This is a genomic window from Desulfohalovibrio reitneri (assembly GCF_000711295.1).
Taxonomy (GTDB): Bacteria; Desulfobacterota; Desulfovibrionia; order Desulfovibrionales; family Desulfovibrionaceae; genus Desulfohalovibrio; species Desulfohalovibrio reitneri.
On the sequence record NZ_JOMJ01000004.1, the window covers coordinates 512,842 to 534,112 of the forward strand.

Annotated in this window: 21 protein-coding genes; 13 read left to right on the plus strand and 8 right to left on the minus strand. The window is 65.3% G+C overall.

Annotated features, from left to right (window positions below):
* The first annotated feature begins 119 nt into the window (after positions 1–119).
* The 4 genes from tig to lon all read left to right on the plus strand — a co-directional run bounded on the left by tig (position 120) and on the right by lon (position 6,139).
* Positions 120–1,454: a trigger factor gene (tig, locus tag N911_RS0114960; protein ID WP_029898539.1), complete on the plus strand. Its 1,335-nt coding sequence runs from the start codon at positions 120–122 to the stop codon at positions 1,452–1,454.
* A 200-nt stretch (positions 1,455–1,654) separates the two neighbouring features.
* On the plus strand, positions 1,655–2,269 hold the full coding sequence (gene clpP, locus N911_RS0114965) for an ATP-dependent Clp endopeptidase proteolytic subunit ClpP (protein WP_029898540.1): 615 nt from the start codon (positions 1,655–1,657) through the stop codon (positions 2,267–2,269).
* 21 nt (positions 2,270–2,290) lie between these two features.
* Positions 2,291–3,541, plus strand: a complete 1,251-nt coding sequence (clpX, locus tag N911_RS0114970; protein WP_029898542.1) for an ATP-dependent Clp protease ATP-binding subunit ClpX — start codon at positions 2,291–2,293, stop codon at positions 3,539–3,541.
* Between the two features lie 114 nt (positions 3,542–3,655).
* Positions 3,656–6,139, plus strand: coding sequence for an endopeptidase La (gene lon, locus N911_RS0114975; protein WP_029898544.1), 2,484 nt, complete (start codon positions 3,656–3,658; stop codon positions 6,137–6,139).
* A gap of 60 nt (positions 6,140–6,199) precedes the next feature.
* Here lon and N911_RS0114980 read toward each other — a convergent pair whose 3' ends face one another.
* From N911_RS0114980 to N911_RS0114990, 3 genes are all read right to left on the minus strand, one after another.
* Positions 6,200–6,457, minus strand: a complete 258-nt coding sequence (locus tag N911_RS0114980; RefSeq protein ID WP_029898546.1) for a GIY-YIG nuclease family protein — start codon at positions 6,455–6,457, stop codon at positions 6,200–6,202.
* A 4-nt stretch (positions 6,458–6,461) separates the two neighbouring features.
* Positions 6,462–7,772 (minus strand): NAD(P)/FAD-dependent oxidoreductase, encoded by a 1,311-nt coding sequence (locus N911_RS0114985; RefSeq protein WP_081859277.1) that lies wholly within the window; start codon positions 7,770–7,772, stop codon positions 6,462–6,464.
* A gap of 86 nt (positions 7,773–7,858) precedes the next feature.
* The gene (locus N911_RS0114990) at positions 7,859–9,052 is read right to left on the minus strand and encodes a hypothetical protein (RefSeq protein ID WP_029898551.1); all 1,194 of its coding nucleotides are present in this window, start codon (positions 9,050–9,052) and stop codon (positions 7,859–7,861) included.
* Positions 9,053–9,132: 80 nt separating this feature from the next.
* Between N911_RS0114990 and N911_RS0114995 the strand changes: the two genes are divergently transcribed.
* Positions 9,133–9,765 (plus strand): MBL fold metallo-hydrolase, encoded by a 633-nt coding sequence (locus N911_RS0114995; RefSeq protein ID WP_029898552.1) that lies wholly within the window; start codon positions 9,133–9,135, stop codon positions 9,763–9,765.
* A 64-nt stretch (positions 9,766–9,829) separates the two neighbouring features.
* Here the strand turns inward: N911_RS0114995 and N911_RS0115000 are convergent, their stop codons facing one another.
* The 3 genes from N911_RS0115000 to cysK form a co-directional block, all read right to left on the minus strand.
* Positions 9,830–10,072: a hypothetical protein gene (locus N911_RS0115000; protein WP_029898554.1), complete on the minus strand. Its 243-nt coding sequence runs from the start codon at positions 10,070–10,072 to the stop codon at positions 9,830–9,832.
* A 183-nt stretch (positions 10,073–10,255) separates the two neighbouring features.
* Positions 10,256–11,185: a serine O-acetyltransferase EpsC gene (gene epsC, locus N911_RS0115005; RefSeq protein ID WP_035105595.1), complete on the minus strand. Its 930-nt coding sequence runs from the start codon at positions 11,183–11,185 to the stop codon at positions 10,256–10,258.
* Positions 11,182–12,114 carry a cysteine synthase A gene (gene cysK, locus N911_RS0115010; RefSeq protein WP_029898558.1) on the minus strand — a complete coding sequence of 311 codons (933 nt, stop codon included), beginning with the start codon at positions 12,112–12,114 and terminating at the stop codon, positions 11,182–11,184. The genes epsC and cysK overlap by 4 nt, the downstream gene beginning before the upstream one ends.
* 122 nt (positions 12,115–12,236) lie before the next feature.
* Here cysK and N911_RS0115015 point away from each other — a divergent pair, with 122 nt between their 5' ends.
* From N911_RS0115015 to N911_RS0115050, 8 genes are all read left to right on the plus strand, one after another.
* Positions 12,237–12,794, plus strand: a complete 558-nt coding sequence (locus tag N911_RS0115015) for a hypothetical protein (RefSeq protein WP_029898559.1) — start codon at positions 12,237–12,239, stop codon at positions 12,792–12,794.
* Between the two features lie 6 nt (positions 12,795–12,800).
* Entirely contained in the window at positions 12,801–13,685 is an 885-nt protein-coding gene (locus N911_RS0115020; RefSeq protein ID WP_029898561.1) for a sulfite exporter TauE/SafE family protein, read from the plus strand.
* Positions 13,686–13,804: 119 nt separating this feature from the next.
* The gene (locus N911_RS0115025; protein WP_029898563.1) at positions 13,805–14,314 is read left to right on the plus strand and encodes a ferritin; all 510 of its coding nucleotides are present in this window, start codon (positions 13,805–13,807) and stop codon (positions 14,312–14,314) included.
* Between the two features lie 15 nt (positions 14,315–14,329).
* Complete coding sequence (locus N911_RS0115030; RefSeq protein WP_029898565.1) at positions 14,330–14,842, plus strand: ferritin family protein; 513 nt, start codon at positions 14,330–14,332, stop codon at positions 14,840–14,842.
* Between the two features lie 9 nt (positions 14,843–14,851).
* A complete protein-coding gene (locus N911_RS0115035; RefSeq protein WP_029898567.1) occupies positions 14,852–16,531 on the plus strand; it encodes a 2-oxoacid:acceptor oxidoreductase subunit alpha in 1,680 nt (559 codons plus the stop codon).
* A 10-nt stretch (positions 16,532–16,541) separates the two neighbouring features.
* On the plus strand, positions 16,542–17,423 hold the full coding sequence (locus N911_RS0115040; protein WP_029898568.1) for a thiamine pyrophosphate-dependent enzyme: 882 nt from the start codon (positions 16,542–16,544) through the stop codon (positions 17,421–17,423).
* Positions 17,420–17,962: a TlpA family protein disulfide reductase gene (locus N911_RS0115045; RefSeq protein WP_029898570.1), complete on the plus strand. Its 543-nt coding sequence runs from the start codon at positions 17,420–17,422 to the stop codon at positions 17,960–17,962. The genes N911_RS0115040 and N911_RS0115045 overlap by 4 nt, the downstream gene beginning before the upstream one ends.
* Before the next feature lie 5 nt (positions 17,963–17,967).
* Positions 17,968–18,555, plus strand: a complete 588-nt coding sequence (locus N911_RS0115050; protein WP_029898572.1) for a redoxin domain-containing protein — start codon at positions 17,968–17,970, stop codon at positions 18,553–18,555.
* A 338-nt stretch (positions 18,556–18,893) separates the two neighbouring features.
* Here N911_RS0115050 and N911_RS0115055 read toward each other — a convergent pair whose 3' ends face one another.
* Together N911_RS0115055 and N911_RS0115060 are read right to left on the minus strand one after the other, a co-directional pair.
* Positions 18,894–19,532, minus strand: a complete 639-nt coding sequence (locus N911_RS0115055; RefSeq protein ID WP_029898574.1) for a class I SAM-dependent DNA methyltransferase — start codon at positions 19,530–19,532, stop codon at positions 18,894–18,896.
* A 549-nt stretch (positions 19,533–20,081) separates the two neighbouring features.
* The gene (locus N911_RS0115060; protein WP_029898576.1) at positions 20,082–21,233 is read right to left on the minus strand and encodes a PilZ domain-containing protein; all 1,152 of its coding nucleotides are present in this window, start codon (positions 21,231–21,233) and stop codon (positions 20,082–20,084) included.
* Between the last annotated feature and the right edge of the window lie 38 nt (positions 21,234–21,271).

The window sequence follows — 21,271 nt, forward strand, 5'->3', positions numbered from 1 at the left end:
AGGACAGTCTCCTTTACTCCATCCGAATCGCTGGCTGTTTGACAGCCGGGCCTTGCGGAGCGTATAGGGCCTTGCTTCACTGCAAAGGACCAATTCCGCCCCAAAAGGAGCCTATATTCATGGATTACAAAGTCGAAGATCTCACTCCCACCGAGAAAAAGGTCAATGTGACCGTGCCCGCCGAGGAGGTCAACGCCGCCCTGTCCGCGACCACCGCCATTTATGGCCGCAGCGCGGACATCAAGGGCTTCCGCAAGGGCAAGGTGCCTTCCTCCGTGGTGGAGACCAAGTTCAAGAAGCAGATTCTGGCCGAGGCCACCCAGGACCTGGTCAACTACCATATCAACGAGATCATGTCCGAGCTGAAGCTCTCCCCCATGTCCGGCATCCAGGTGGATTCCGACACCGTGGAGAAGGGGGAGGAGTTCACCTACTCCTTCACCTTCGAAGTGCCGCCCGCCCTGGAGCTTCCCGAGTACAAGGGGCTCGAGGTGGAGCAGGAGGCCGTGGAGGCCGACGAGAACGAGGTGGATCAGGTGGTTGAGCGCATCCGCGCCAACATGGCCGAGCTTAAGGACGTGGAAGAGACCCGCGAGGCCCGGGACGGCGACACCGTCATGGTGGACTTCGCCGCCCTGTCCGACGACAAGGCCTTCGAGGGGTTGAAGTCCAACAATTTCCAGCTTGAACTGGGCCAGGGCCAGGCCCTGGAAGCCTTCGAGGACCTGGTCAAGGGCCTCAAGCCGGGCGAACAGAACTCCGGCGAGATCACCTTCCCCGAGGACTTCCTCAACGAGGACCTGGCCGGCAAGACCGCCGAGATGCGCGTCTACCTGCGCGGCATCAAGGAGAAGGTTCTGCCCGAGGTCAACGACGAGCTGGCCGTCAAGGCCGGCGGGTTCGAGAGCGTGGCCGCCATGCGCGAGGCCATCACCGAATCCTATTTGCAGTCCCGCCGCCAGCTGGTGCAGTCCGTTGCCCAAAAGGACCTGCTGGACAAGCTGATGCGGGACATGGAGATCCCCCTGCCCAAGACCCTGGTGGACCGCTATCTGGACCAGCTGGTGCAGGATCACGTGCAGAAGCTGGAGCGCAAAGGCAAGAGCCTGGCCTCCACCGGCAAGAGCACCGAGGACCTGCAGGAGGAGTATCGTCCCCAGGCCGAAGAGGCCGCCCGCACCCAGGTCTTCCTGATGGCCGTGGCCAACAAGGAAGAGATGACCGTCAGCCCCGAGGAGATCGACGGCGAGATGCGGCGCATGGCCATGCAGTCCGGCCAGGACTACGGGCAGCTCAAGGAGTACGCCGAGCAGACCGGCCTGCACGTGCTCATCAAGGACCGCCTGCTGGCGGACAAGGCCATGCAGATGATTTACGAGAACGCCGAAGTCACCGAGGTCCCGGCCGGCTCCAAGTCCTCCGAAAGCGAAGAGCAGAGCGGGGAGGAGGGCTAGTCTCCCCCCGCCGCTTCCCATATTCCGGCCGCGTTCGCGGCCCGGTTCTTGCTACCCCGTTCCGCGTGCGGAACGGGGTGGCTGATTTTTTCCCCCTTGAACCCGCGGGCGGAAATGATTACCAATTGTCTGTGGTGTTCTTGAACCGCTGTCCAGCCCTTTTCCCCGTAGACTCACACTCCATCAAGGAGAGTTGATCCATGTCGTTTGCCCAGATTCCCATGGTCATCGAGACCACCGGGCGCGGCGAGCGCGCCTACGACATCTATTCCCGCCTGCTCAAGGACCGCATAATCCTCCTTGGCACGGCCGTGGACGACCACATCGCCAGCTTGGTCTGCGCCCAACTCCTTTTCCTGGAGTCCGAAAACCCGGAGAAGGAGATCAACCTCTACATTAACTCCCCCGGCGGCTCCGTGACCGCCGGCATGGCCATCTACGACACCATGCAGTACATCTCCTCGCCGGTGGCCACCCTGTGCCTGGGCCAGGCCGCCTCCATGGGGGCGCTCCTGCTGTGCGCCGGCGCCGAGGGCATGCGCTACGCCCTGCCGCACTCGCGCATCATGATCCATCAGCCCATGGGCGGATTCCAGGGCCAAGCCACGGACGTGGAAATCCAGGCCCGCGAGATTCTGCGCATGAAGCAGGAAATCAACGAGATCATCTCCCGCCACACCGGGCAGGAAATCTCCAAGGTGGAGACCGACACCGAGCGGGACTTCTTCATGAAGGCCTCAGAGGCCAAGGACTACGGCATCATCGACAACGTGCTGAGCCATCGCGGCGAGGCAGGGGACGAAAGCAAGGGGTAACCCGGGGACCGAGAGGAAAGCATGTCCACCACCAAGTCCAACCGTCCGGCGGAACTGCGCTGCTCCTTCTGCGGAAAGAACCAGGAGGAAGTGCAACGTCTCATCGCCGGTCCCGAAGTCTACATCTGCGACGAGTGCGTCTCCCTGTGCAATGAGATCATCGCCCAGGAGAACGTCACCGAGGAGCGGGAGGAAGGCACCCTGCTGCCTCCCTCGGAAATCAAGGACAGGCTCGACGAGTACGTCATCGGCCAGGACCAGGCCAAGCGCATCCTCTCGGTGGCGGTTCACAACCACTACAAGCGCGTCTTCTACCACGACCGCGTCAGCGACGACATCGAGCTGGACAAGTCCAACATCCTGCTGGCCGGGCCCACCGGCTGCGGCAAGACGCTGCTGGCCCAGACCCTGGCCCGCGTGCTGCGCGTGCCCTTCGCCATCGCCGACGCCACCACCCTCACCGAGGCCGGCTACGTGGGCGAGGACGTGGAGAACATCCTGGTGCAGCTGCTGCAGAACGCGGACTACGACATCGAGTCCGCCTCCCGCGGCATCATCTACATCGACGAGATCGACAAGATCGCCCGCAAGTCCGACTCCCCCTCCATCACCCGCGACGTGTCGGGCGAGGGCGTGCAGCAGGCGCTTCTGAAGATTATCGAGGGCACCGAGGCGAACATTCCTCCCAAGGGCGGCCGCAAGCACCCCCAGCAGGAATTCATCCGCCTGGACACCTCCAACATCCTCTTCATCATGGGCGGGGCCTTCATCGGCCTGGAGAAGATCGTGGCCCAGCGCATCTCCGGCGGAGCCATGGGCTTCGGCGCCAAGGTGGAGAAGAAGCGGGAGGACGCCGCCAGTGAACTGCTGGCCCAGGCCCATCCCAACGACCTGATCAAGTTCGGCCTCATCCCCGAGTTCGTGGGCCGCGTGCCGGTGGTGACGTCCCTGACCGACCTCACCCAGGACGATCTGGTGCGCATCCTGACCGAGCCCAAGAACGCCCTGGTCAAGCAGTACACCAAGCTCTTCGAGCTGGATAAGGTCTCCCTGACCTTCACCCAGAACGCCCTCAAGGCCATCGCGGCCAAGGCCATCGAGCGCAAGACCGGGGCGCGGGGGCTGCGCAACGTCATGGAGTCCGTGATGATGGACATCATGTACAATCTGCCTTCCCTGGAAAACGTCAAGGAATGCGTCATCAACAGCGCCGTGGTGGATAACGGGCAGGAGCCCCTGCTGTTCTTCCACCAGGAGGCCAAGTCGGCCTAAGGCCGTTTGTCCGGCCGCGGGGCCGGGCGTTGACAGCGCGACCCTGGGCATTAGTTTGATGAATGTGGCGGAGGCGGCCAGCCTCCGCCCATTGCAGCATTCCGAGGAGCATACATGTCAACGCTGTTCAGTGGCCTTCGCGGCCAGTCCGAAGAAGAAAAGCAGACCCTTCCCATGATGTCCCTGCGGGAAGTGGTCATGTTCCCCAAGTCCATCGTGCCGTTGTTCGTGGGGCGGGAAGCCTCCATCAAGGCCATCGAGCACGCTCTGGCCCACCACGACAAGAAGATATTCCTGGTCACCCAGAAGAATCCCGAGAAGGAGCGGCCCGAGGGGGAGGACCTCTACCCCGTGGGCACCGTCTCCAAGATTCTTCAGCTCCTGCGCCTGCCCGACGGCACCATCAAGGTGCTCTTCGAAGGCGAACAGCGCGCGGGCTGGGACAACGATTCCTTCGAGACGCCCGCCGAGGGCGAATTCCCCATGGTGGCCGTCAACCCGCTGGAGGATCTGGAGCGCGAGTCCGGCGAAGCCGACGCGCTGGTCCGGGCTACCCACGAGTCCCTTGAACAGTACGCCAAGGTCAACAAGAAGGTGGCCCAGGAGACTCTCACGGCCATGTCCTCCCTCAACCAGCCCGGACGGCTGGCCGACTCCCTGATGCCCCACCTCAAGGTCGAGTTCGACAAGAAGCAGGGTGTGCTGGAGGAGCTGGACCCGGTCAAGCGGCTGGAGGAGGCCTACCGTTTCCTGGAGACGGAGATCGAGATCGCCTCGCTGGAGCGCAAGATCAAGGGCCGCGTCAAGAACCAGATGGAGCAGAACCAGCGGGACTACTATCTCAACGAACAGCTCAAGGCCATTCACAAGGAAATGGGGCGCGAGGACGACCCCGCCGAGGAGGCCGAGGAGCTGGAAAAGCGCATGCAGGAAAAGAACATGCCCGAGGAGGCTCGGGAAAAGGGCATGCGCGAACTCAAAAAGCTGAAGCAGATTCCGCCCAGTTCCGCCGAATATACTGTGGTCCGCAACTATGTGGACTGGATCCTCGACCTGCCATGGAACGACGTCAAGCCGGTGGAAATCGACATCGACAAGGCGCGGACCATTCTGGACGAGGACCACTACGGCCTGGAAAAGCCCAAGGACCGCATTCTGGAGTACTTGGCCGTGTCCGCCCTGGTGGACAAGCTCAAGGGCCCCATCCTCTGCTTCGTGGGCCCTCCGGGCGTGGGCAAGACCTCCCTGGCCAAGTCCATCGCCCGCGCCACGGACCGTCCCTTCGTGCGCCTCTCCCTGGGCGGGGTGCGCGACGAGGCCGAGATCCGCGGCCACCGCCGCACCTACGTGGGCGCCCTGCCGGGCAAGATCATCCAGTCCCTGAAACGGGTGGAGTACAACAATCCCGTTTTCATCCTGGACGAGATCGACAAGATGTCCATGGACTTCCGGGGCGACCCGTCCTCCGCCCTCCTGGAGGTGCTCGACCCCGAGCAGAACGACACCTTCGCCGACCACTACCTTGACCTGGACTACGACCTCTCCAAGGTATTCTTCATCACCACGGCCAACACGCTGCACTCCATCCCCGCGCCGCTTCAGGACCGCATGGAGGTCATCCAGCTGCCCGGCTACCTGGAGACGGAGAAGCGCAACATCGCGGAGAAGTTCCTGCTGCCCAAGCAGCTTGAGCAGCACGGGCTGGAGGAGGAGAACCTGGAACTGCCCGACGAGGCCGTGACCGAACTCATCCGCCGCTACACCCGCGAGGCCGGGGTGCGGAACCTGGAGCGCGAGATCGCCTCGCTGTGCCGCAAGTCGGCCATGCGCATCGTGGAGAGCAAGGCCGGGGACCGCGAGGACGTCGAGCGGGTGGAGATCGGCCCGGACGACCTGCAGGACTTCCTTGGCCCCCCCAAGCACCGCTACGGCAAGAAAGAGGAAAAACCCCAGGTGGGGCTGACCAACGGCCTGGCGTTCACCGAGCACGGCGGTGACCTGCTCATGGTGGAGGTGGTGCTCATGCCCGGTTCGGGCAAGATCGAGACCACCGGCAAGCTGGGCGACGTCATGCAGGAGTCGGCCAAGGCCGCCCTGTCCTACGTCCGCTCCCGGTCGGACCTCTTTGGCCTGCGGCCGGAGTTCCACAAGGAGATCGACATCCACATCCACGTGCCCGAAGGCGCCATCCCTAAGGACGGCCCCAGCGCGGGCATCACCCTGGCCACAGCCCTGGTTTCGGCCCTGCTCAACCGCCCCGTGCGCGAGGACCTGGCCATGACCGGCGAGATCACCCTGCGCGGGCGGGTGCTGCCCATCGGCGGCCTGCGCCAAAAGCTGCTGGCCGCGCACCGGGGTCTTATCAAGCGGGTCCTCATCCCCGCGGAAAACGAGAAGGACCTGGAAGAAGTGCCCGAGGAGATCAAGAACGACCTGGAGATCATCCCGGTGGAGCACATGGACGAGGTGCTGCGCCTGGCCCTGGTGGACGGCGAGGGACAGCCCTTCCTGCGCGACTGCCAGGACCTCGCCCCGCTGGCCGCCTCCCTGCTCAAGGAGGAGTCCGGCGAGGAGCAAAAGCAGCAGAACATGCACTAGCGGCCGAAGCCGCCACAGCGCAAGATACCAGGGCCGGGGGCGTCACGCTCCCGGCCCTTTTCATTCCCCCGGTCCGGAGAGCAGGTCCGGCTTGTCCGCCTTGCGCGCCCGTTTCACCCGCGCCTCCAGGGCGCAGGCGGAGGAGCGGTCCGCCCGCTCCGCCCAGGCTGCCAGCCGCACCGGCCGCCGCGAGCGGGTGTAGCGCGCCCCGCCCGGCAGTTCGCCGTTGTGTTCGGCTAGCCTGCGGTCGAGGTCGGTGGTTACTCCGCAGTACAGGGTGGAGTCGGCGCACTCCAGCAAATAGACGAACCAGGCCATCCGCCTACTTCTCTGGTCCGGGCGGTTCCGGGTCTTTCTGTGCGCCGGACTGCTTGAGCGCCGCGCGATGCCACAGCCACTCGCGGGGCAGGATGAGGCGTACCGCGCGCTCGAAGAAGAAATAGTCCCAGGCCCAGTTGATGAGCACCACCAAGCGGTTGCGGAAGCCCACCAGGTAGAGCAGGTGGACGAACAGCCAGATGACCCAGGCGGTGAAGCCGGTGTAGCCGCGCTTGCCCAGACGGGCCACGGCGGCGCCTCGGCCGATGGTGGCCAGGGAGCCTTTGTCGCGGTAGCGGAAGGGCTTGGCTTGCTTGCCCTTGGCCACCCGCCAGATGGACCTGCCCACGTGGCGGCCCTGCTGGATTGCCACCGGGGCGATCATGGGCAGGGCCTCGGCCTCTTCCACCCGGCAGCAGTCCCCAGCCGCCCAGATGTTGTCGAACCCCTTCACCCGCAGATCGGGTCGGCAGAGCACCTGCCCGTTGTCCGCCAGGGGCAGGCCCAGGGTTTCCAGCAGGGGATGCGCCCGCACCCCTGCGGTCCAGACCACGGTGTCTGTGGGGATGCGGGAGCCGTCGCGCAGGGCGGCGAAGTCCGGTCCAACCTCGGCCACCATGGCTGCCAGCCGCACCTCGGCGCCCTTTCTCCGCAGCCGCATCAGGGCGTCCTCGCGCAGCCTTTCGGGGAAGCCGGGCAGCACGTTGTCCAGGGCTTCCAGCAGCACCACCCGCGCCTGCCCGGCGATGCGGTGGGGGTAGTCGCGAGTCAGGGGCCCTCGGATCAACTCGGCCAGCGCCCCGGCGTACTCCAGTCCGGTGGGGCCGCCGCCCACCACGGTGAAGGTCAGGGCGCGCCGTTGCTCCGCCGGGTCGGAAGTGAGCATGGCCCGCTCGAATCGGCCCAGGATGTGGTTGCGCAGGAACATGGCCTGCTCCAGGTACTTCAGGCGAAAAGAGTGCTCCACGGCGCCGGGCACGCCGAAGAAGTGGGTCACGCTGCCCAGGCCCAGGACCAGATGGCGGTAATGAAAACGCCCCTGGTCGGTGTGCAGGGCGTTGGCTTCGGTGTCCAGCCCGATGGCCGTGGCCATGGCGAAGTTGACCCCTCGCGCCCCCTTGTTGCGGAAAATTCCGCGCACGGGGTAGGCGATCTGCTCGCTCTCCAGTTCGGCCGCGGCCACCTGATACAGCAGGGGCAGGAAGGTGTGGTAGTTGTTCTTGTCCACCACCAGAACGTCCAGCCCCTTGCCCGCCAGGGCACGGGCGGCCCACAGGCCGGAGAACCCGGCCCCGGCGATGACGACGTCGTGCACGGAGCGCCTCCAGGAAAGATTCGCGGAACATACTCTGTATGACAGGGGGCGCGACCGGGGGTCAAGGCGGCGAACGGTTCGCGGGGTCAGGCGGCGTCGCGTCCGGCGAAAGCCCGCACTTCGGCCAAGCTTTCTTCAAGAGTCCGCAGATAGCGCAGGCGGAAGGCCTCGCCGTTGTCCGTGTATTCCTCGGCCAGCCGCGTGTGCGCGCGGTACCAGGCGGCCACGCCCGGGTTGCGCTTGAGGCGGGCGTAGGAGCGGACCATGTGCAGGGTGGTGTGGCAGACGGGCACGCCAGTCCCCTCCGCCGCCAGCAGGTCCGTGAAGTCGCGGTCCGGCTCGTGGAAGAAGGAGCCCACGGCGCGGGCGGCGTGGTAGTTGGAGCCGGAGCGGAGCAGGGCGGTCCGCAGCTCGTCCGTCATGAATTCCGGCTGGAAGGGGCGGGACCACTCCACGGGGACCGATTCGTCCCCGGAATATTCCACACGGCCGCTCTCAGCCGCGCGGACGACCTTGTCCGCCAGCGGCCCCCACAGGGTGCCAACGTGCTCCAGGTCGCGCCGCATGCCCGCAAGGCCGGACTCGTCGTCGCCGGAGACGGTCAGCCGCAGGAAGGGGCAGTGCGCCTCCACGGTCTGTTCACCTCGCCGCCAGACCCCGGCCAGTACCCGTTCAACGTCCAGCATTTCCACGCCGTCCAGTCCGGCCACCCACTCGGCCAGCGCCCGGGGGGCCTCGCGCCAGGAGCGTTCCCAGACAGGCAGGTAGGAGTATGGTTCGGGGCCGAAAGCAGGATGGTGCCCCAGCCGGGTGAGAACCAGCACGGGCACGCCGGGCCGGGACTCGCGCAGTTTTTCCAGCCAGCCGGACCAGCGTTGGAAGTAGCCGTCCGGGTTGGGCCGCATCTCCACGAAGTTCTCTTTCATCCACATGCCCAAATCCGGGTCCAGGTTCCAGGCGGCCGAATCCAGGGCCACGGCCCATCCCTCGTCCCGGTGGGCGAAGAGCGGCTCCATTTCGTGAAAGAGGCTGACCACCAGCAGGTCGGGGAACTCGCGGTTCGGCGGCAGGGCGTGGAACTGATTGGCCAACTCCCGCTTGTGCAGACAGCTGGCCGGACCGGGTGCGGCCAGGCGGCGGGCCAATTCGGGCGGCACGCGGCCGGGGGAGTGCAGCAGGGTGGCCGGGGAAGCCTGCCAGAAATGCTCGCATGCCGCGCCGCGCGCCAGCAGGGCGTTGGCCAAAAAGGAGGTCTGGCAGTTGCCGAGGAGGTGGATCATGCTCTATTCCTGCGGGGAAGATGTTGCCGGGGCGGCCCGGTTTCCCGTCATCCAAGCAATCACCGAGCCAAGGCCTTCCCATGCTCATCCACTCCTTCGTCCTGGGCCCCCTGGAGACAAACTGTTACGTGCTGGCGGACCGGGACACTGGTCGCGCCCTGGTCATCGACCCCGGGCTGGAACCGGGGGAGGTAGCGGCCTTCCTCGCTCGCTTCCACTACTACGCCGAGGCCGTGCTGTTGACCCATCTGCACGCCGACCACGTGGCAGGCGCGGCCGAGCTGGCGCGGGAGACCGGCGCGGAGGTGCTGGGACCGGAAGCGGACCGTTTTCTGCTGGACCGCCCCGAGGGGGGCGGGGGCTATGAGGATATACCGCCCACGGAGCCATTCGAGATGCGCGGCATCGGGCCGGGGCGGCTGACCCTGGCGGGACAGCCCGTGCTGGCTTTGCCCGTGCCCGGCCACACGCCGGGCTCGCTGTGCTACTTCTTTCCGGCCTTGGAATCGGTGTTCACCGGAGATTGCCTATTCCGGGGCACCGTGGGCCACACGCGGGGGCCGGGGGGCGACGCCCAGGGGCTGCTGGATGCCATACGCGCCCGGCTCTTGACCCTGCCGCCGGAAACCGAGGTTTTTCCCGGCCACGGCCCGGCCACAACCATCTCCCGCGAGAGGGCGGGGAATCCGTTCTTTGCGGATGGGCGGAAATGAAAAACGCGAACGGCCGGGCCGCGCGATGCGACCCGGCCGTGCCCGTTCGACGCGGATTTCGCCCTTAATCCAGCCGGGCGACCTCCATGGAGTCGTCGAACGCTGCCAGACAGCGGTAGGTGTGCCCGCCGTCCTGGAAGGTGTACTCGCAGTCGGGGAAAAGCTGGATGGCTGGTGCGAAGGAATCGCCCAGGAATACGTCCTTGGCTTCCCCGTTTCCCTCGAACCGGACCGTCGTGCCAGGCAGGACAATGGTTTCGCCGTGATGGATGCGGACCGGCAGGTCGGCTTCGGTGTACTCGGCCATCGCTTACCTCCTCGGGCTCAGGGTACACGAATACATGAATGGATATTCAAAAAGCGTGCCCTTGAAGAACGGCAGCCGTTCCAGGCGTATTCGCTTTGCGTATATCGCCTAGTCCGGTTGAAATGGGAGCGCAACGCGCTCTCAGCCCCATCGGGCGGGCGAAAAAAACGCCCGCTCGGCGGCCTAGATGCCCGCGCCCTGGGTGAACCGTTCCAGGTTCCCGCCGCGCTGCAGGATGGTGGAGCCGGGCGGCACCGAGCGGGTGAGCCAGACGTTGCCGCCTATGGTGGAGCCCGCGCCGATGGTCACCCGCCCCAGAATGGTGGCCCCGGAGTAGATGACCACGTCGTCCTCCACCACGGGGTGGCGCGGCTGGCCCTTGATGAGCCTGCCGCTCTCGTCCTTGGGGAAGCTTTTGGCGCCCAGGGTCACGCCCTGGTAGATGCGCACGTCGCGGCCGATGACGCAGGTCTCGCCGATGACCACGCCGGTGCCGTGGTCGATGAAGAAGTTGGGCCCGATGTCCGCGCCGGGGTGGATGTCGATGCCAGTGACGGAGTGGGCCATTTCCCCGATTATGCGGGGAATGATGACCACGCCCAGCTTCTGCAGCTCGTGGGCCACGCGGTGGTGGGTGAGGGCGGTGATGGAGGGGTAGCAGAAGATGGTCTCGCCGGGGCTTCGGGAGGCCGGGTCGCCCCGGTGGGCGGCCTCCACGTCGCCGGCCAGCGACTCTCGCACGGAGGGCAGGGAGCGCAGGAAGGCGGCGGCCAGTTCCCCGGCCCGCTCGTCGCATTCGCGGCAGTCCCGTTCCTCCCGGTCCGGCTCGCAGATGAAGCAGAAGCCCCGCCGCACCTGTTCGCGCACCAGCCGCATCACCCGGTCCAGCTGGCTCCCCAGGTGAAAGCCCATGGTGGAGGGGGTGATCTCGTGGTCGCCGAAGAAGCCGGGGAAGAGCACGGCCTTGAGCCGCTCCATGATCTCCCGCAGCGCGTCCACCGAGGGCATGGGGTGGTCGCGGCCCGTCTGGTGGCTGACCCCCTTGCTGGAGTCCGGCGAGGCCAGCTTTTCCGCGACTTCGGCCACCACGCCGTTGTAAGCGGATGGAGTCACTGCTCCTCCTGCTCGAACAGGGGGGTGGAGAGGTAGCGCTCGCCCGTGTCGCAGACGATGAAGACGATGACGGAGCCCGCGCTCTCCGGCCGAGCGGCCACGGTGAGGGCGGCGTGGGCGATGGCCCCGGAGGAGATGCCGCAGACGATGCCCTCCTCGCGCATGAGGCGGCGGGCGGCGGCCAGGGCGGTGTCGTTGTCCACGCCCATGACCTCGTCTATGATCTCCCGCTCCAGCACGCCGGGCACAAAGCCCGCGCCGATGCCCTGGATGATGTGCGGCCCGGGCTTTCCGCCCTCCAGCACGGGCGAGGCCGAGGGCTCCACGGCCACAATGCGCGTGTCGGGCTTGCGCTTCTTCAACTCCCGGCCCACGCCGGTGATGGTGCCGCCCGAGCCCACACCGGCCACGAAGGCGTCCACCCGGCCGTCGGTGTCGCGCCAGATCTCCTCGGCCGTGGTCCGGGCGTGAATTTCCGGGTTGTGCGGGTTCTCGAACTGCTGCGGCATGAAGGCGTCGGGCCGCTCGGCGACGATTTCCATGGCGCGTTCCACCGCCCCCCGCATGCCCTTTTCCGCTGGGGTCAATTCGATTTCCGCGCCCATGCCGGCCAGCAGCTTGCGCCGTTCCATGCTCATGTTCTCGGGCATGGTCAACAGCACGCGGTAGCCCTTGACCGCGGCGGTGAAGGCCAGCCCGATGCCGGTGTTGCCGCTGGTGGGCTCCACCACCAGGCCGCCGGGAGCCAGCAGCCCCTCGGCCTCGGCCGCCTCCAGCATGTGCTTGCCGATGCGGTCCTTGACCGAGGCGCAGGGGTTCTGGAACTCGATCTTGGCCGCCACCACGGCGTCCAGGCCTTCGGCCATCCTGTTCAGCCGGACCAGCGGGGTGTTGCCCACAAGGTCCAGCATGCTGTCGTATATCCGCATGTCGTCTCCTCGATTCAACAGGGCCGCGAAGCCCGCGGCGCTCCCTCCGGGTCTGTCATATTTCCCGCTCTTTTGCTACCAGAGGAAGCGTACGACAGGACACCATCCACCAAGGAGATACCATGCGTTTTCTTCGTTATCCCCTGCTTCTGGCCATGGCTCTTCTGCTGGCGGGCTGCGGTTCGCCCAACACCCTCATGCTCGGCTACGAGCCCGCGCCCATGGACGTGGACTGCCCCGGCTCCGTGACCGTGGTTCGTTTCCAGGACTCGCGGGACAGGGAGGCCGTCGGCGTGAAGAACGACGGCTCCTCCATCTACTCCTCCAAGCCGGTCAACGAGTGGGTCAGCCGCGCCTTCTACGACCAGTTCCAGAAGCTTGGCTGCACCATGGCCTACCAGGAGGAGGACTACCGGCCCATGACCGACTACGTGGTGCGCGGCGAGGTGCTGGACGCCTGGATCAAGGAGGAGAGCGTCACCGACTACACCTCCAGCCTGTCCATGCTGGTCAAGGTGGAGAAGGTCGGGGAAGGCGTGGTCTACGAGGAAAAGCTGAACAGCTCCGTGGAGCGCACGGTCGTTCCCGGCTCCGGCAAGGCGGCGGAGATTCTGCGGGAGACCCTGACCGATCTGGTGCGTCCTGTGGTGCACAAGGTGGCCCGCGACCAGCGGGAGTAGTCCGGCTTGCTCTTTCCCGTCTCCGGGGTCGAGACCCCGTTGTGGGTGCCGCCGCTGACCGCCCTGGCGGTCTCCTTCGTGACCTCCATGGGCGGCGTCTCGGGGGCCTTTTTGCTGCTGCCCTTCCAGGTCAGCGTGCTGGGCTACACCGCGCCGTCGGTCAGCGCCACCAACCAGGTCTTCAACATCGTGGCCATTCCCGGCGGGGTGTACCGCTATCTGCGGGAGGGGCGCATGGTCTGGCCGCTGGTCATCGCGGTCACGGCCGGAACCCTGCCCGGAGTCTTTCTGGGCGCGCTGGTCCGGGTGGCCTGGCTGCCGGACCCCACGGCCTTCAAGGCTTTCGCCGGGCTGGTGCTTCTCTACATCGGCGCGCGCATGGCCCGCGACGCGGCCAGGGGCGGGGGAGGGCGCAAAGCGCCCTCCGGCCCCATGGCCGTGACCGGGGCCAGACTGGACTGGCGCGGCGGCGAGTACGTCTTCGAGGGCGAACGCCATACCTTCTCCACCCCGGCCGTGTTCGGGCTCTGCCTGGCGGTCGGCGTGGTGGGCGGCGTCTACGGCATCGGCGGCGGGGCCATCGTGGCACCCTTCTTCGTGGCCGTGCTGGGGCTGCCCGTGCACACCGTGGCCGGGGCCGCCCTGTGCGGCACCTTCGTCACCTCGGTCTTCGGGGTGCTCTTCTACCACCTCATCGCCCCCTTCTTTCCGGGCATGGCCGTGGCTCCTGACTGGCGGCTGGGCCTGCTTTTCGGCCTGGGCGGCCTGGTGGGCATATACCTGGGCGCGCGCTGCCAGCGCTTCGTGCCCGCCCGGCTCATCAAGCTGTTGCTCACCGCGGTCATTCTCTTCACCGCCGGCAAGTACCTGCTGGGCTTTCTGTTCAACTAATCATTGCCCTCCGGGCGCTTTCCGGCTCCATTCCCCGAGGATACCCCCTTGCCAAATGGGCCGGGTCCGGTATGCTGGCGGAAAATGGATAGCAACTTCTTTCAGGAGGAATACCGACGATGCTGTGCAAGGAAATGGAGCAGGCGCTCAACGACCAGATCAAGTGGGAGCTGTGGTCCGGCTACATGTACCTTTCCATGAGCGCGTATTTCGACGACCAGGGGCTGTCCGGCTTCGCCCAGTGGATGAAGAACCAGGCCGCGGAGGAACTGTTCCACGCCACCAAGTTTTTCGACTACGTCAACGAGGCCGGCGGACGGGTCAAGCTGCAGACCGTGGAGGAGCCGCCCCACGAGTGGGAATCCGCCCTGGACGTGTTCAAGGAGGGCCTGAAGCATGAGCGCAAGGTCACGTCCATGATCAACGACCTGGTGGACCTGGCCATCAAGCACAAGGACCACGCCACCAACAATTTCCTGCAGTGGTTCGTGGGCGAGCAGGTGGAGGAGGAAGCCTCCTTCGACGAACTGGTGGGCAAGCTGAAGCTGGTCGGCGACGGCGGCGCGCTCTACATGCTGGACAAGGAACTGGGCGCGCGGGTCTTCACCTGGCCCGCCGAAAAGGAATAACCAGGAGGTGCCGTCATGGCCTCTCGCGTTGAGGACCTGCTGTGCAAGGCGCTTGAGATCATCGAGTCGAACGCGGCCTTTTACCGCGAGGCCATCGGCAAGTGCGAGTCCGGACCGGGCAAGGAGGTGTTCGAGACGCTGCGCGACGATGCCGGGGCCCAGGTCGCCCGGATTCACGACATCTACGAGAAGGTCAAGGGCGGCGAGTCGTTCACCGGGGCCTGCACCGTTCCCGAGGAGGAGCTCCTTCCCTCGGTCAAGTCCGTGGTGGAGGGGAAGGGACCTGTCAACGCCTGCCAAAGCGAGTTGGGCGCGGTGAACACCGGCATGGAGCGGACCACCGAGGCCATCCGCTTCTTCGAGGGCTGGGCGGCCGGGGCCGAAGACGGCGTCGAGCGACGCTTCGCCGAGCGCATGGTGCAGGAGTCGCGCGGGCAGTACATGATGCTCTCCGACCTGCAGTTCTTCTACGAGGACCCAGAGGGTTTCTCCCTCAGGCAGGACGACCAGATCCTCGACGGCGCATAAGGAGCCATGATGTCCGACGTCAATGTTACCATCGGAGGCGAGGCGGGCCAGGGGCTGGCCACTGTGGGCGGCCTCATGACCAGCGCCTTGGTCCGGTCCGGCTACGAGGTGCACGTCACCCAGGACTATCTCTCCCGCATCCGTGGCGGCCACAACACCTACTCCATCCGTTTCGGGCCGGAACCTGTCATGGCCCCGCGCGAGGAGATCGACGTGCTGGTCTGCCTCTCCCAGGAAACTTTCGGCAAGCATCGCGACCAGCTCTCCGGGCGCGCCGTGGTGGTGGCTGACGAGTCCTTCGAGGTGGAGTACGACAAGGTTTTCCGCGTGCCCCTCAACGAGCTGGCGAGCAAGAAAATCTACCGGAACACCGTTGCCCTGGGCGTGTTGGCCTCGGCCGTGTGCGTGGACCTGGGCGTGGTGCAAAAGCTTATGGAAGAGACCTTCCACAAGAAGGGCGACGAGGTCGTCGGCCAGAACCAGGAAGTGCTGCGCAAGGCCTACGAATGGAAGGAAGGGCAGGGGGAGCTGTTCGAATGTCCCGCGCCGCCCATGGCCTCCGGCACTCGGCTGGCGGTGAACGGCAACGAGGCCATCGCCATGGGGGCCATGGCCGCGGGCTGCGATTTCTGCTCCTTCTACCCCATGACCCCGTCCACCTCTGTGCCGCTGACCCTCATCAAGCACGCCAAGGAAATGGGCATCGTGGTGGAGCAGGCCGAGGACGAGATAGCCGCGGCCAACATGGCCCTGGGCGCGGGCTGGGCCGGAGCCACCCCGCTGGTGGCCACCTCCGGCGGCGGCTTCGCCCTCATGGAGGAGGCCGTTTCCCTGGCGGGCATGATCGAACAGCCCTTCGTGCTGGTCCTGGCCCAACGGCCCGGTCCGGCCACCGGCCTGCCCACCCGCACGGAACAGGGCGACCTCAACCTCGTTCTCTATTCCGGGCACGGCGAGTTCCCCCGGGCCATCTTCGCGCCCGGCGACATCCAGCAGTGCTTCCGCCTGACCCACCGCGCCTTCGACCAGGCCGAGAAGTCCCAGGGACCGGTCTTCGTGCTCACCGACCAGTATCTGGCCGACTCCACCCGGGCCATCGACCCCTTCGACCTGGATTCCCTGCCGGAGGTGGCCGGGCCGGTGCTGGAGCCGGACAACCCGGGCGAGTACGAGCGGTACGCCTGGAACGACGAGACCGGCGTCTCCCCCAGGGCCGTGCCCGGGTTCTCCGAGGCGCTGGTGGTGCTGGACTCGGACGAGCACTACCCGTCCGGCCACATCAACGAGGACCACGGCGTGCGGGTGCGCATGATGGACAAGCGGCTGCGCAAGCTGGACCTGCTGAAGAAGGAGGTCGTGCCGCCCGACCACCACGGCGACGACGACCCGGACGCGCTGCTGGTCTGCTGGGGCTCCACCCTCGGCCCCGCCCTGGAGGCGGCGGACGGGCTGCGCGAGCGGGGCAAGTCCGTGGGCGTGCTCCACTTCTCCCAGGTCTACCCCCTGATTCCCGATCAATTCATGGAGCGGCTGGAGCGGGCCGGGGAGGTCATCGGCGTGGAAGGCAACCACGACGGGCAGTTCGCCGATCTCCTGCACAAGGAATGCGGCTTCCGCATCGAGCGGCGCGTGGCCCGCTACGACGGCCTGCCCTTCACCAAGAAGTACATACTCGACGCCCTGGCATAGGGAGGTTTGCATGGTTTCCGTGGAAGACTACGGCGAATTCGAGACCGCCTGGTGCCCAGGCTGCGGCAACTTCGCCCTGCGCAAGGCGGTCAAGCAGGCATTGGCCGGGCTGGACCTGGCCCCGCACCAGGTCTGCTTCGTTTCCGGCATCGGCCAGGCGGCCAAGGCTCCGCACTACATCCGCTGCAACGCCTTCAACGGCCTGCACGGCCGCTCCCTGCCCCCCGCGCAGGGGGCCAAGCTGGCCAACCCGGAGATGGTCGTCATCTCCGAGTCCGGCGACGGCTGCCAGTACGGCGAGGGCGGCAACCACTTCCTGGCCGCCATGCGCCGCAACGTGGACATCACCATGCTGACCCACGACAACCAGATCTACGGCCTGACCAAGGGCCAGGCCAGCCCCACCACCATGCAGGGCCACAAGACCAAGGCGCAGCCCTTCGGCGCGCCCTCCACGGCCTTCAACGCCGTGGCCGCGGCCGTGTCCATGGGGGCTTCCTTCGTGGCCCGGGGCTTCGTGGGCGAGCAGGACCACTTGGCCGACCTCATCCAACAGGCCATCAACCACAAGGGCTTCGCCCTGGTGGACATCTTCCAGCCCTGCGTCTCCTTCAACAAGGTCAACACCTTCGCCTGGTACAAGGAGCACACCTACAAGCTGGAGGATCACGACCCCACCGACTGGAACCAGGCCATGCAAAAGGCCATGGAGTTCGGCGAGCAAAAGATCCCCATCGGCGTGCTCTACAAGAACACCGAGCGCACCCCCTTCTCCGACCACCTGCCCACCACCGGCGGCGAGCCGCTGGCCCGCAGGAAGGCGGACAAGGAGGCCCTGCGCAAGGTCATGCTCTCCTACGGAGGAGAGGTCGTCGCGAGGACATCGTCATGAGAAAGATCGCCATCCTGTGCACCGCTTTGACCCTGGCCCTGTGCCTTCTCTCCGGCACCGCCCTGGCGCTCCCCTCTGAAGGCGAGGCGCCGCCGGATGTAACGCTCCACGCGCCGGAGAACCCGGCGGAGCTGGGCCTGCGGCCCGACGTGGAGAAATTCTCCCTCGGCGAGGTCGATGCCCCGTACCTGCTGGTCGTCCTGTTCAACTCCTTCTGCCCGCACTGCCAGGCCGAGGCCCCGGACCTGCAACGGCTCTACGAGATGAGCCGGGACCACGACCCCAGGCTGGAAATGGTGGCCGTGGGGCTGGGCAACACCCGGTACGAGGTCGATCTCTTCACCAAGAAGTACGGCCTGACAATGCCCGCGGTGGTGGACCCGCAGTACGAGGCGCATACCGCCTACGGGCGTCCCGGAACCCCCTCCTACATGTTCCTGGACCTGCGCGGGGACGAGCCCGAGGTGCTGCTCTTCCAGGAAGGCCGCTTTTCCGGGCCCGAGGCGTTCCTCAAACTGCTTGAGTCGCACATGGAGTGAACGCCATGAACACGAATCGGCTCTTCCCCCTTCCCGCGGCCGTCCTCCTGGCGCTTCTGCTCGCCACAACCGCCTGGTCCCAACCCACCGTCTACGACCCCGGCCACCTTAAGCCGCAGGACAGCCAGCTCAAGGTGGCTGTGGGGGACATGGCTCCGGATTTCACCCTGCCCGCCATCTCCGGCGGCACCGTCAGCCTCTCTGACTACCGGGGCGACAAGATCGTGGTCCTTTCCTTCGTGCCCGCCGCCTTCACCCCGGTCTGCTCGGCCCAGTGGCCCGCCTACAACCTGGCCGAGGAGGAGATCAAAAAACGCGGCGCCGTGGTCATCGGGATCACCACCGACAACCTGCCCTCCATCTACGCCTGGACCGAGGAAATGGGCGGAGTCTGGTTCCCGGCCCTGTCCGACTTCTGGCCCCACGGCGAGGCGGCTTCCCGCTTTGGCATTCTGCGTTCCGACGGCACCGCCGAACGGGCCACCTTCATCATCGACACCAAGGGCGTCATCCGCCACATCGACGTCCACAACATCAATGAGCGCCCCCGTCTGGAACCGCTCATCAAGGCGCTGGACGAAGTGCGGGAGTAGAGCAGGGAAAATTTCGTCCTGCGGGCGACCAGGGCCTGCGCGGCCCTGGACCCGCGGCAGGATAATCCTGCACGTATATCGCGCGTTGCCGCGCGTCGAGATGACGGGGGAGGAGGGGGCACCCCCGGCGAAGCGGCGGCTGGAGATGATTCTGGCTCCGATACCAACGGATGTGGTTATTCCCTTCATCCCCCTTTGATCGAGCTCTCGATCAAAGGGGGATGAAGAGTTTTGGCCCTTGCAATCCAGGGCGGGTATTTCCGCGCTGGACCGCAATCCATTTCAGGGCTGGTATTTCCCGCGCTCCCCCGCACGTGGGTAAAACCCGGGGGCTCGTTCTAAGCCAGGACCTGAAATACGAAGGAATTGTGTATGATGTCGGGATCTTCGTACGGCAAGGCGGAGTAGTCGGGGGTCTTTTCCACCAGTTCCCATCGTTTTTCGCTCGCCAGGGCGTCGAATTTGGCCTGGAAGCCGCCCTCATCGGAAATGTCTTTGAGCAGGCTGAAGAGAATGTATCCGCCCGGTGCGACGATGCGCACCAGTTCGTCGAAACTCGCGGCCGGTGCGTGTCCGGCGGTGAACACGCCGATCGACTGGCATGCGTCGAAGTGATTGTCCGGGAAATCAAGGGGCTCGCCGAGCACCATACGCCGCAATTCCGTGTAGGCGCCCGTCTTTTGGGCCTGATCCAGCATCCCTTTTGAAAGATCGATGCCGATCTGATTGCCGAACCCCATGATCATGAGCAGTTCGCCCATCATGCCCGTGCCGGCCCCGGCATCGAGTATGCGTGCGTCGCGGTTGCCCACATAGCGGCCGAACAGACCCGCCACAACGGCTGGGCTTTTCCATCCAAAACTCGTGACGTGGGCGTCGTAATCTGCCGCCCATTCATCATAGGCGGCTTCAAGCTCGTTGTTGTTCGTGGAGGTATACACCTTTTCCAAGATACTGCTGCTGGCTGAATCCGGCATTCCGCCTCCATTTGTTAATCCGTCGTGATGTTTTCAAAGAACTTTTAATCATTAACATCCTAAAATTAAATGTGCAACTTTTCGTGATCTGCTCAAGGAGCCGAGCCATTACTCAATAAATTTTCATGCTTTACTCCAGGCACCCGAGCAATTTACGAACAGCGCTATGGGCTGTTGAGTTGAGGATTCGAACGTGTTTTATCGCTCGTGGGGGCGGCGAAAAAGCATTTCAGACGGAATAGCCGTCCCCTTTCAAACAGCCATGGTGTCCGCTGTTTGCGTTTCTTGGCTCCAAGCCGTGCAGGCGATTGCCGCTCGGGAGGCATCCGGTCGCACCGGTGGGACTGAAAGCGCGGAATCCGGGTGTGAATTTGCTTGGGCTGGCGGTTGCGCGGGGAACGGATCAGGCCGGTGTCCAACACCAATTGCTTCTTGAATCACGTCTCAGGGCGGGGCAGCCAAGAAAAGAGCCCTGGGCAAAGGATGGGAGGGGTGAGGGGGGCGTTCTCCTGCGGCGACAAGGGGGTGCCCTACACCGCGCGATTCCCCTTACAGCGAGAGCTTGATGACCTTGGAAGAGTCCTTGGCGTTGGACTGGAATTCCTGGGAAGTGGCGGCGCCTTTTTTCTGTTCCTCGCGGAGTTTTTCGTTGAGGAAGGCCTCCTGGCGACGCTCCAGTTCGTCGAACCTGACGCCGACGACTTCCGGCTCCACTCGCATGACGGTGGCGGGAATGCTCTCCAGGACTTTTTCCTGGTCGCGGTATATGTCCACGCCGAGTTTCTGGCCGCGTTCGAGGGCGGGGCGGGGGGCTTCGAAAGCGCAGCCGCCGAAGCTGATGTCCACCATTTGCAGGGTGCCTTTTTTGTCGGAAAAACCGGCGGACCAGTCGGGTGCGAAAAGGCGGAATACCTCCCGCTTATCGTGGCTGGGCTGGAAATGTTCGTAAGCCTTTTGGCGGCGCTCCTTGGGCTTGTGCTGACGCCAGATTCCGTTGACCTCGCCTTCGGGCAGGTCTTCAGCGGGTTCGGCGGGATCGGTTTTTTTCGTGGTGGCGGCGTCTTTTTGGGGAAGGTCCGGGCGGGTCTCGATGAGACTGTCCAGGACGCTGTTCACCTGTTCCTTTTCCCCGGCCAGGGCGTGGGCCAGGGCCAGCCCCAGGGAGAGGTCAGCGAAAGGACCGTGCTCCTTGAGGAGCTTGGTGAAGTGCCCCTTGGCTTCATTCACCTTGCCCGCGCGCAGCAGGGCCAGGGCTTCTCGGGATGATGCGGAGGCGGGTTCCGGCGCGGGGTTTTTTCCCGCTGGTCCCGGCTGGGGCTTCTTCTGGACCAGACCGGCCAGCTTTTGGGCGAAGGCCTTGGCGGAGAGGGGTTTGGCCAGGAAGTCCGCTTTGGGGTCCTTGGCCGCGAACCCGGCCAGGGCTTTTTCCTCGGTTCCGGCGATGAGCAGGATGGGGGTGGCTCGGTGCTTGGCCGAGTCGCGCAGGGTCTTGATGAGGGAGTGGACGGCCTTGCCCTCGCCGGTATGCTCGGCGACCACCAGGCCGCCCTTGCCCTGGGAGACAGCCGAGGCCGCCTCCTTGGCGGTGGAGGCGTTGGTTACTTTATTCAGTCCCAGTTTGCCCAGGACCGAGGCGATCCAGTCGGCAGTTTTCCGGTTTTCGGTGAAAACCAGCACGGAAAGTGATGAATCCAGGGCCATGAGCGCCTTCCGGTCGGAAAAAAAGAGAAAGCTTCCCC

Bases quoted from the DNA above. Each gene is read 5' to 3' on its own strand.
- lon (WP_029898544.1), top strand. From the start codon at position 3,656: ATGTCAACGCTGTTCAGTGGCCTTCGCGGCCAGTCCGAAGAAGAAAAG.
- tig (WP_029898539.1), top strand. From the start codon at position 120: ATGGATTACAAAGTCGAAGATCTCACTCCCACCGAGAAAAAGGTCAAT.
- N911_RS0114990 (WP_029898551.1), bottom strand. From the start codon at position 9,052: ATGATCCACCTCCTCGGCAACTGCCAGACCTCCTTTTTGGCCAACGCC.
- clpX (WP_029898542.1), top strand. From the start codon at position 2,291: ATGTCCACCACCAAGTCCAACCGTCCGGCGGAACTGCGCTGCTCCTTC.
- cysK (WP_029898558.1), bottom strand. From the start codon at position 12,114: ATGCGGATATACGACAGCATGCTGGACCTTGTGGGCAACACCCCGCTG.
- N911_RS0114980 (WP_029898546.1), bottom strand. From the start codon at position 6,457: ATGGCCTGGTTCGTCTATTTGCTGGAGTGCGCCGACTCCACCCTGTAC.
- N911_RS0115040 (WP_029898568.1), top strand. From the start codon at position 16,542: ATGGTTTCCGTGGAAGACTACGGCGAATTCGAGACCGCCTGGTGCCCA.
- N911_RS0115055 (WP_029898574.1), bottom strand. From the start codon at position 19,532: ATGCCGGATTCAGCCAGCAGCAGTATCTTGGAAAAGGTGTATACCTCC.
- N911_RS0115000 (WP_029898554.1), bottom strand. From the start codon at position 10,072: ATGGCCGAGTACACCGAAGCCGACCTGCCGGTCCGCATCCATCACGGC.
- N911_RS0115050 (WP_029898572.1), top strand. From the start codon at position 17,968: ATGAACACGAATCGGCTCTTCCCCCTTCCCGCGGCCGTCCTCCTGGCG.
- N911_RS0115015 (WP_029898559.1), top strand. From the start codon at position 12,237: ATGCGTTTTCTTCGTTATCCCCTGCTTCTGGCCATGGCTCTTCTGCTG.
- N911_RS0115035 (WP_029898567.1), top strand. From the start codon at position 14,852: ATGTCCGACGTCAATGTTACCATCGGAGGCGAGGCGGGCCAGGGGCTG.
- N911_RS0115060 (WP_029898576.1), bottom strand. From the start codon at position 21,233: ATGGCCCTGGATTCATCACTTTCCGTGCTGGTTTTCACCGAAAACCGG.
- N911_RS0115030 (WP_029898565.1), top strand. From the start codon at position 14,330: ATGGCCTCTCGCGTTGAGGACCTGCTGTGCAAGGCGCTTGAGATCATC.
- clpP (WP_029898540.1), top strand. From the start codon at position 1,655: ATGTCGTTTGCCCAGATTCCCATGGTCATCGAGACCACCGGGCGCGGC.
- N911_RS0114995 (WP_029898552.1), top strand. From the start codon at position 9,133: ATGCTCATCCACTCCTTCGTCCTGGGCCCCCTGGAGACAAACTGTTAC.
- N911_RS0115025 (WP_029898563.1), top strand. From the start codon at position 13,805: ATGCTGTGCAAGGAAATGGAGCAGGCGCTCAACGACCAGATCAAGTGG.
- N911_RS0115045 (WP_029898570.1), top strand. From the start codon at position 17,420: ATGAGAAAGATCGCCATCCTGTGCACCGCTTTGACCCTGGCCCTGTGC.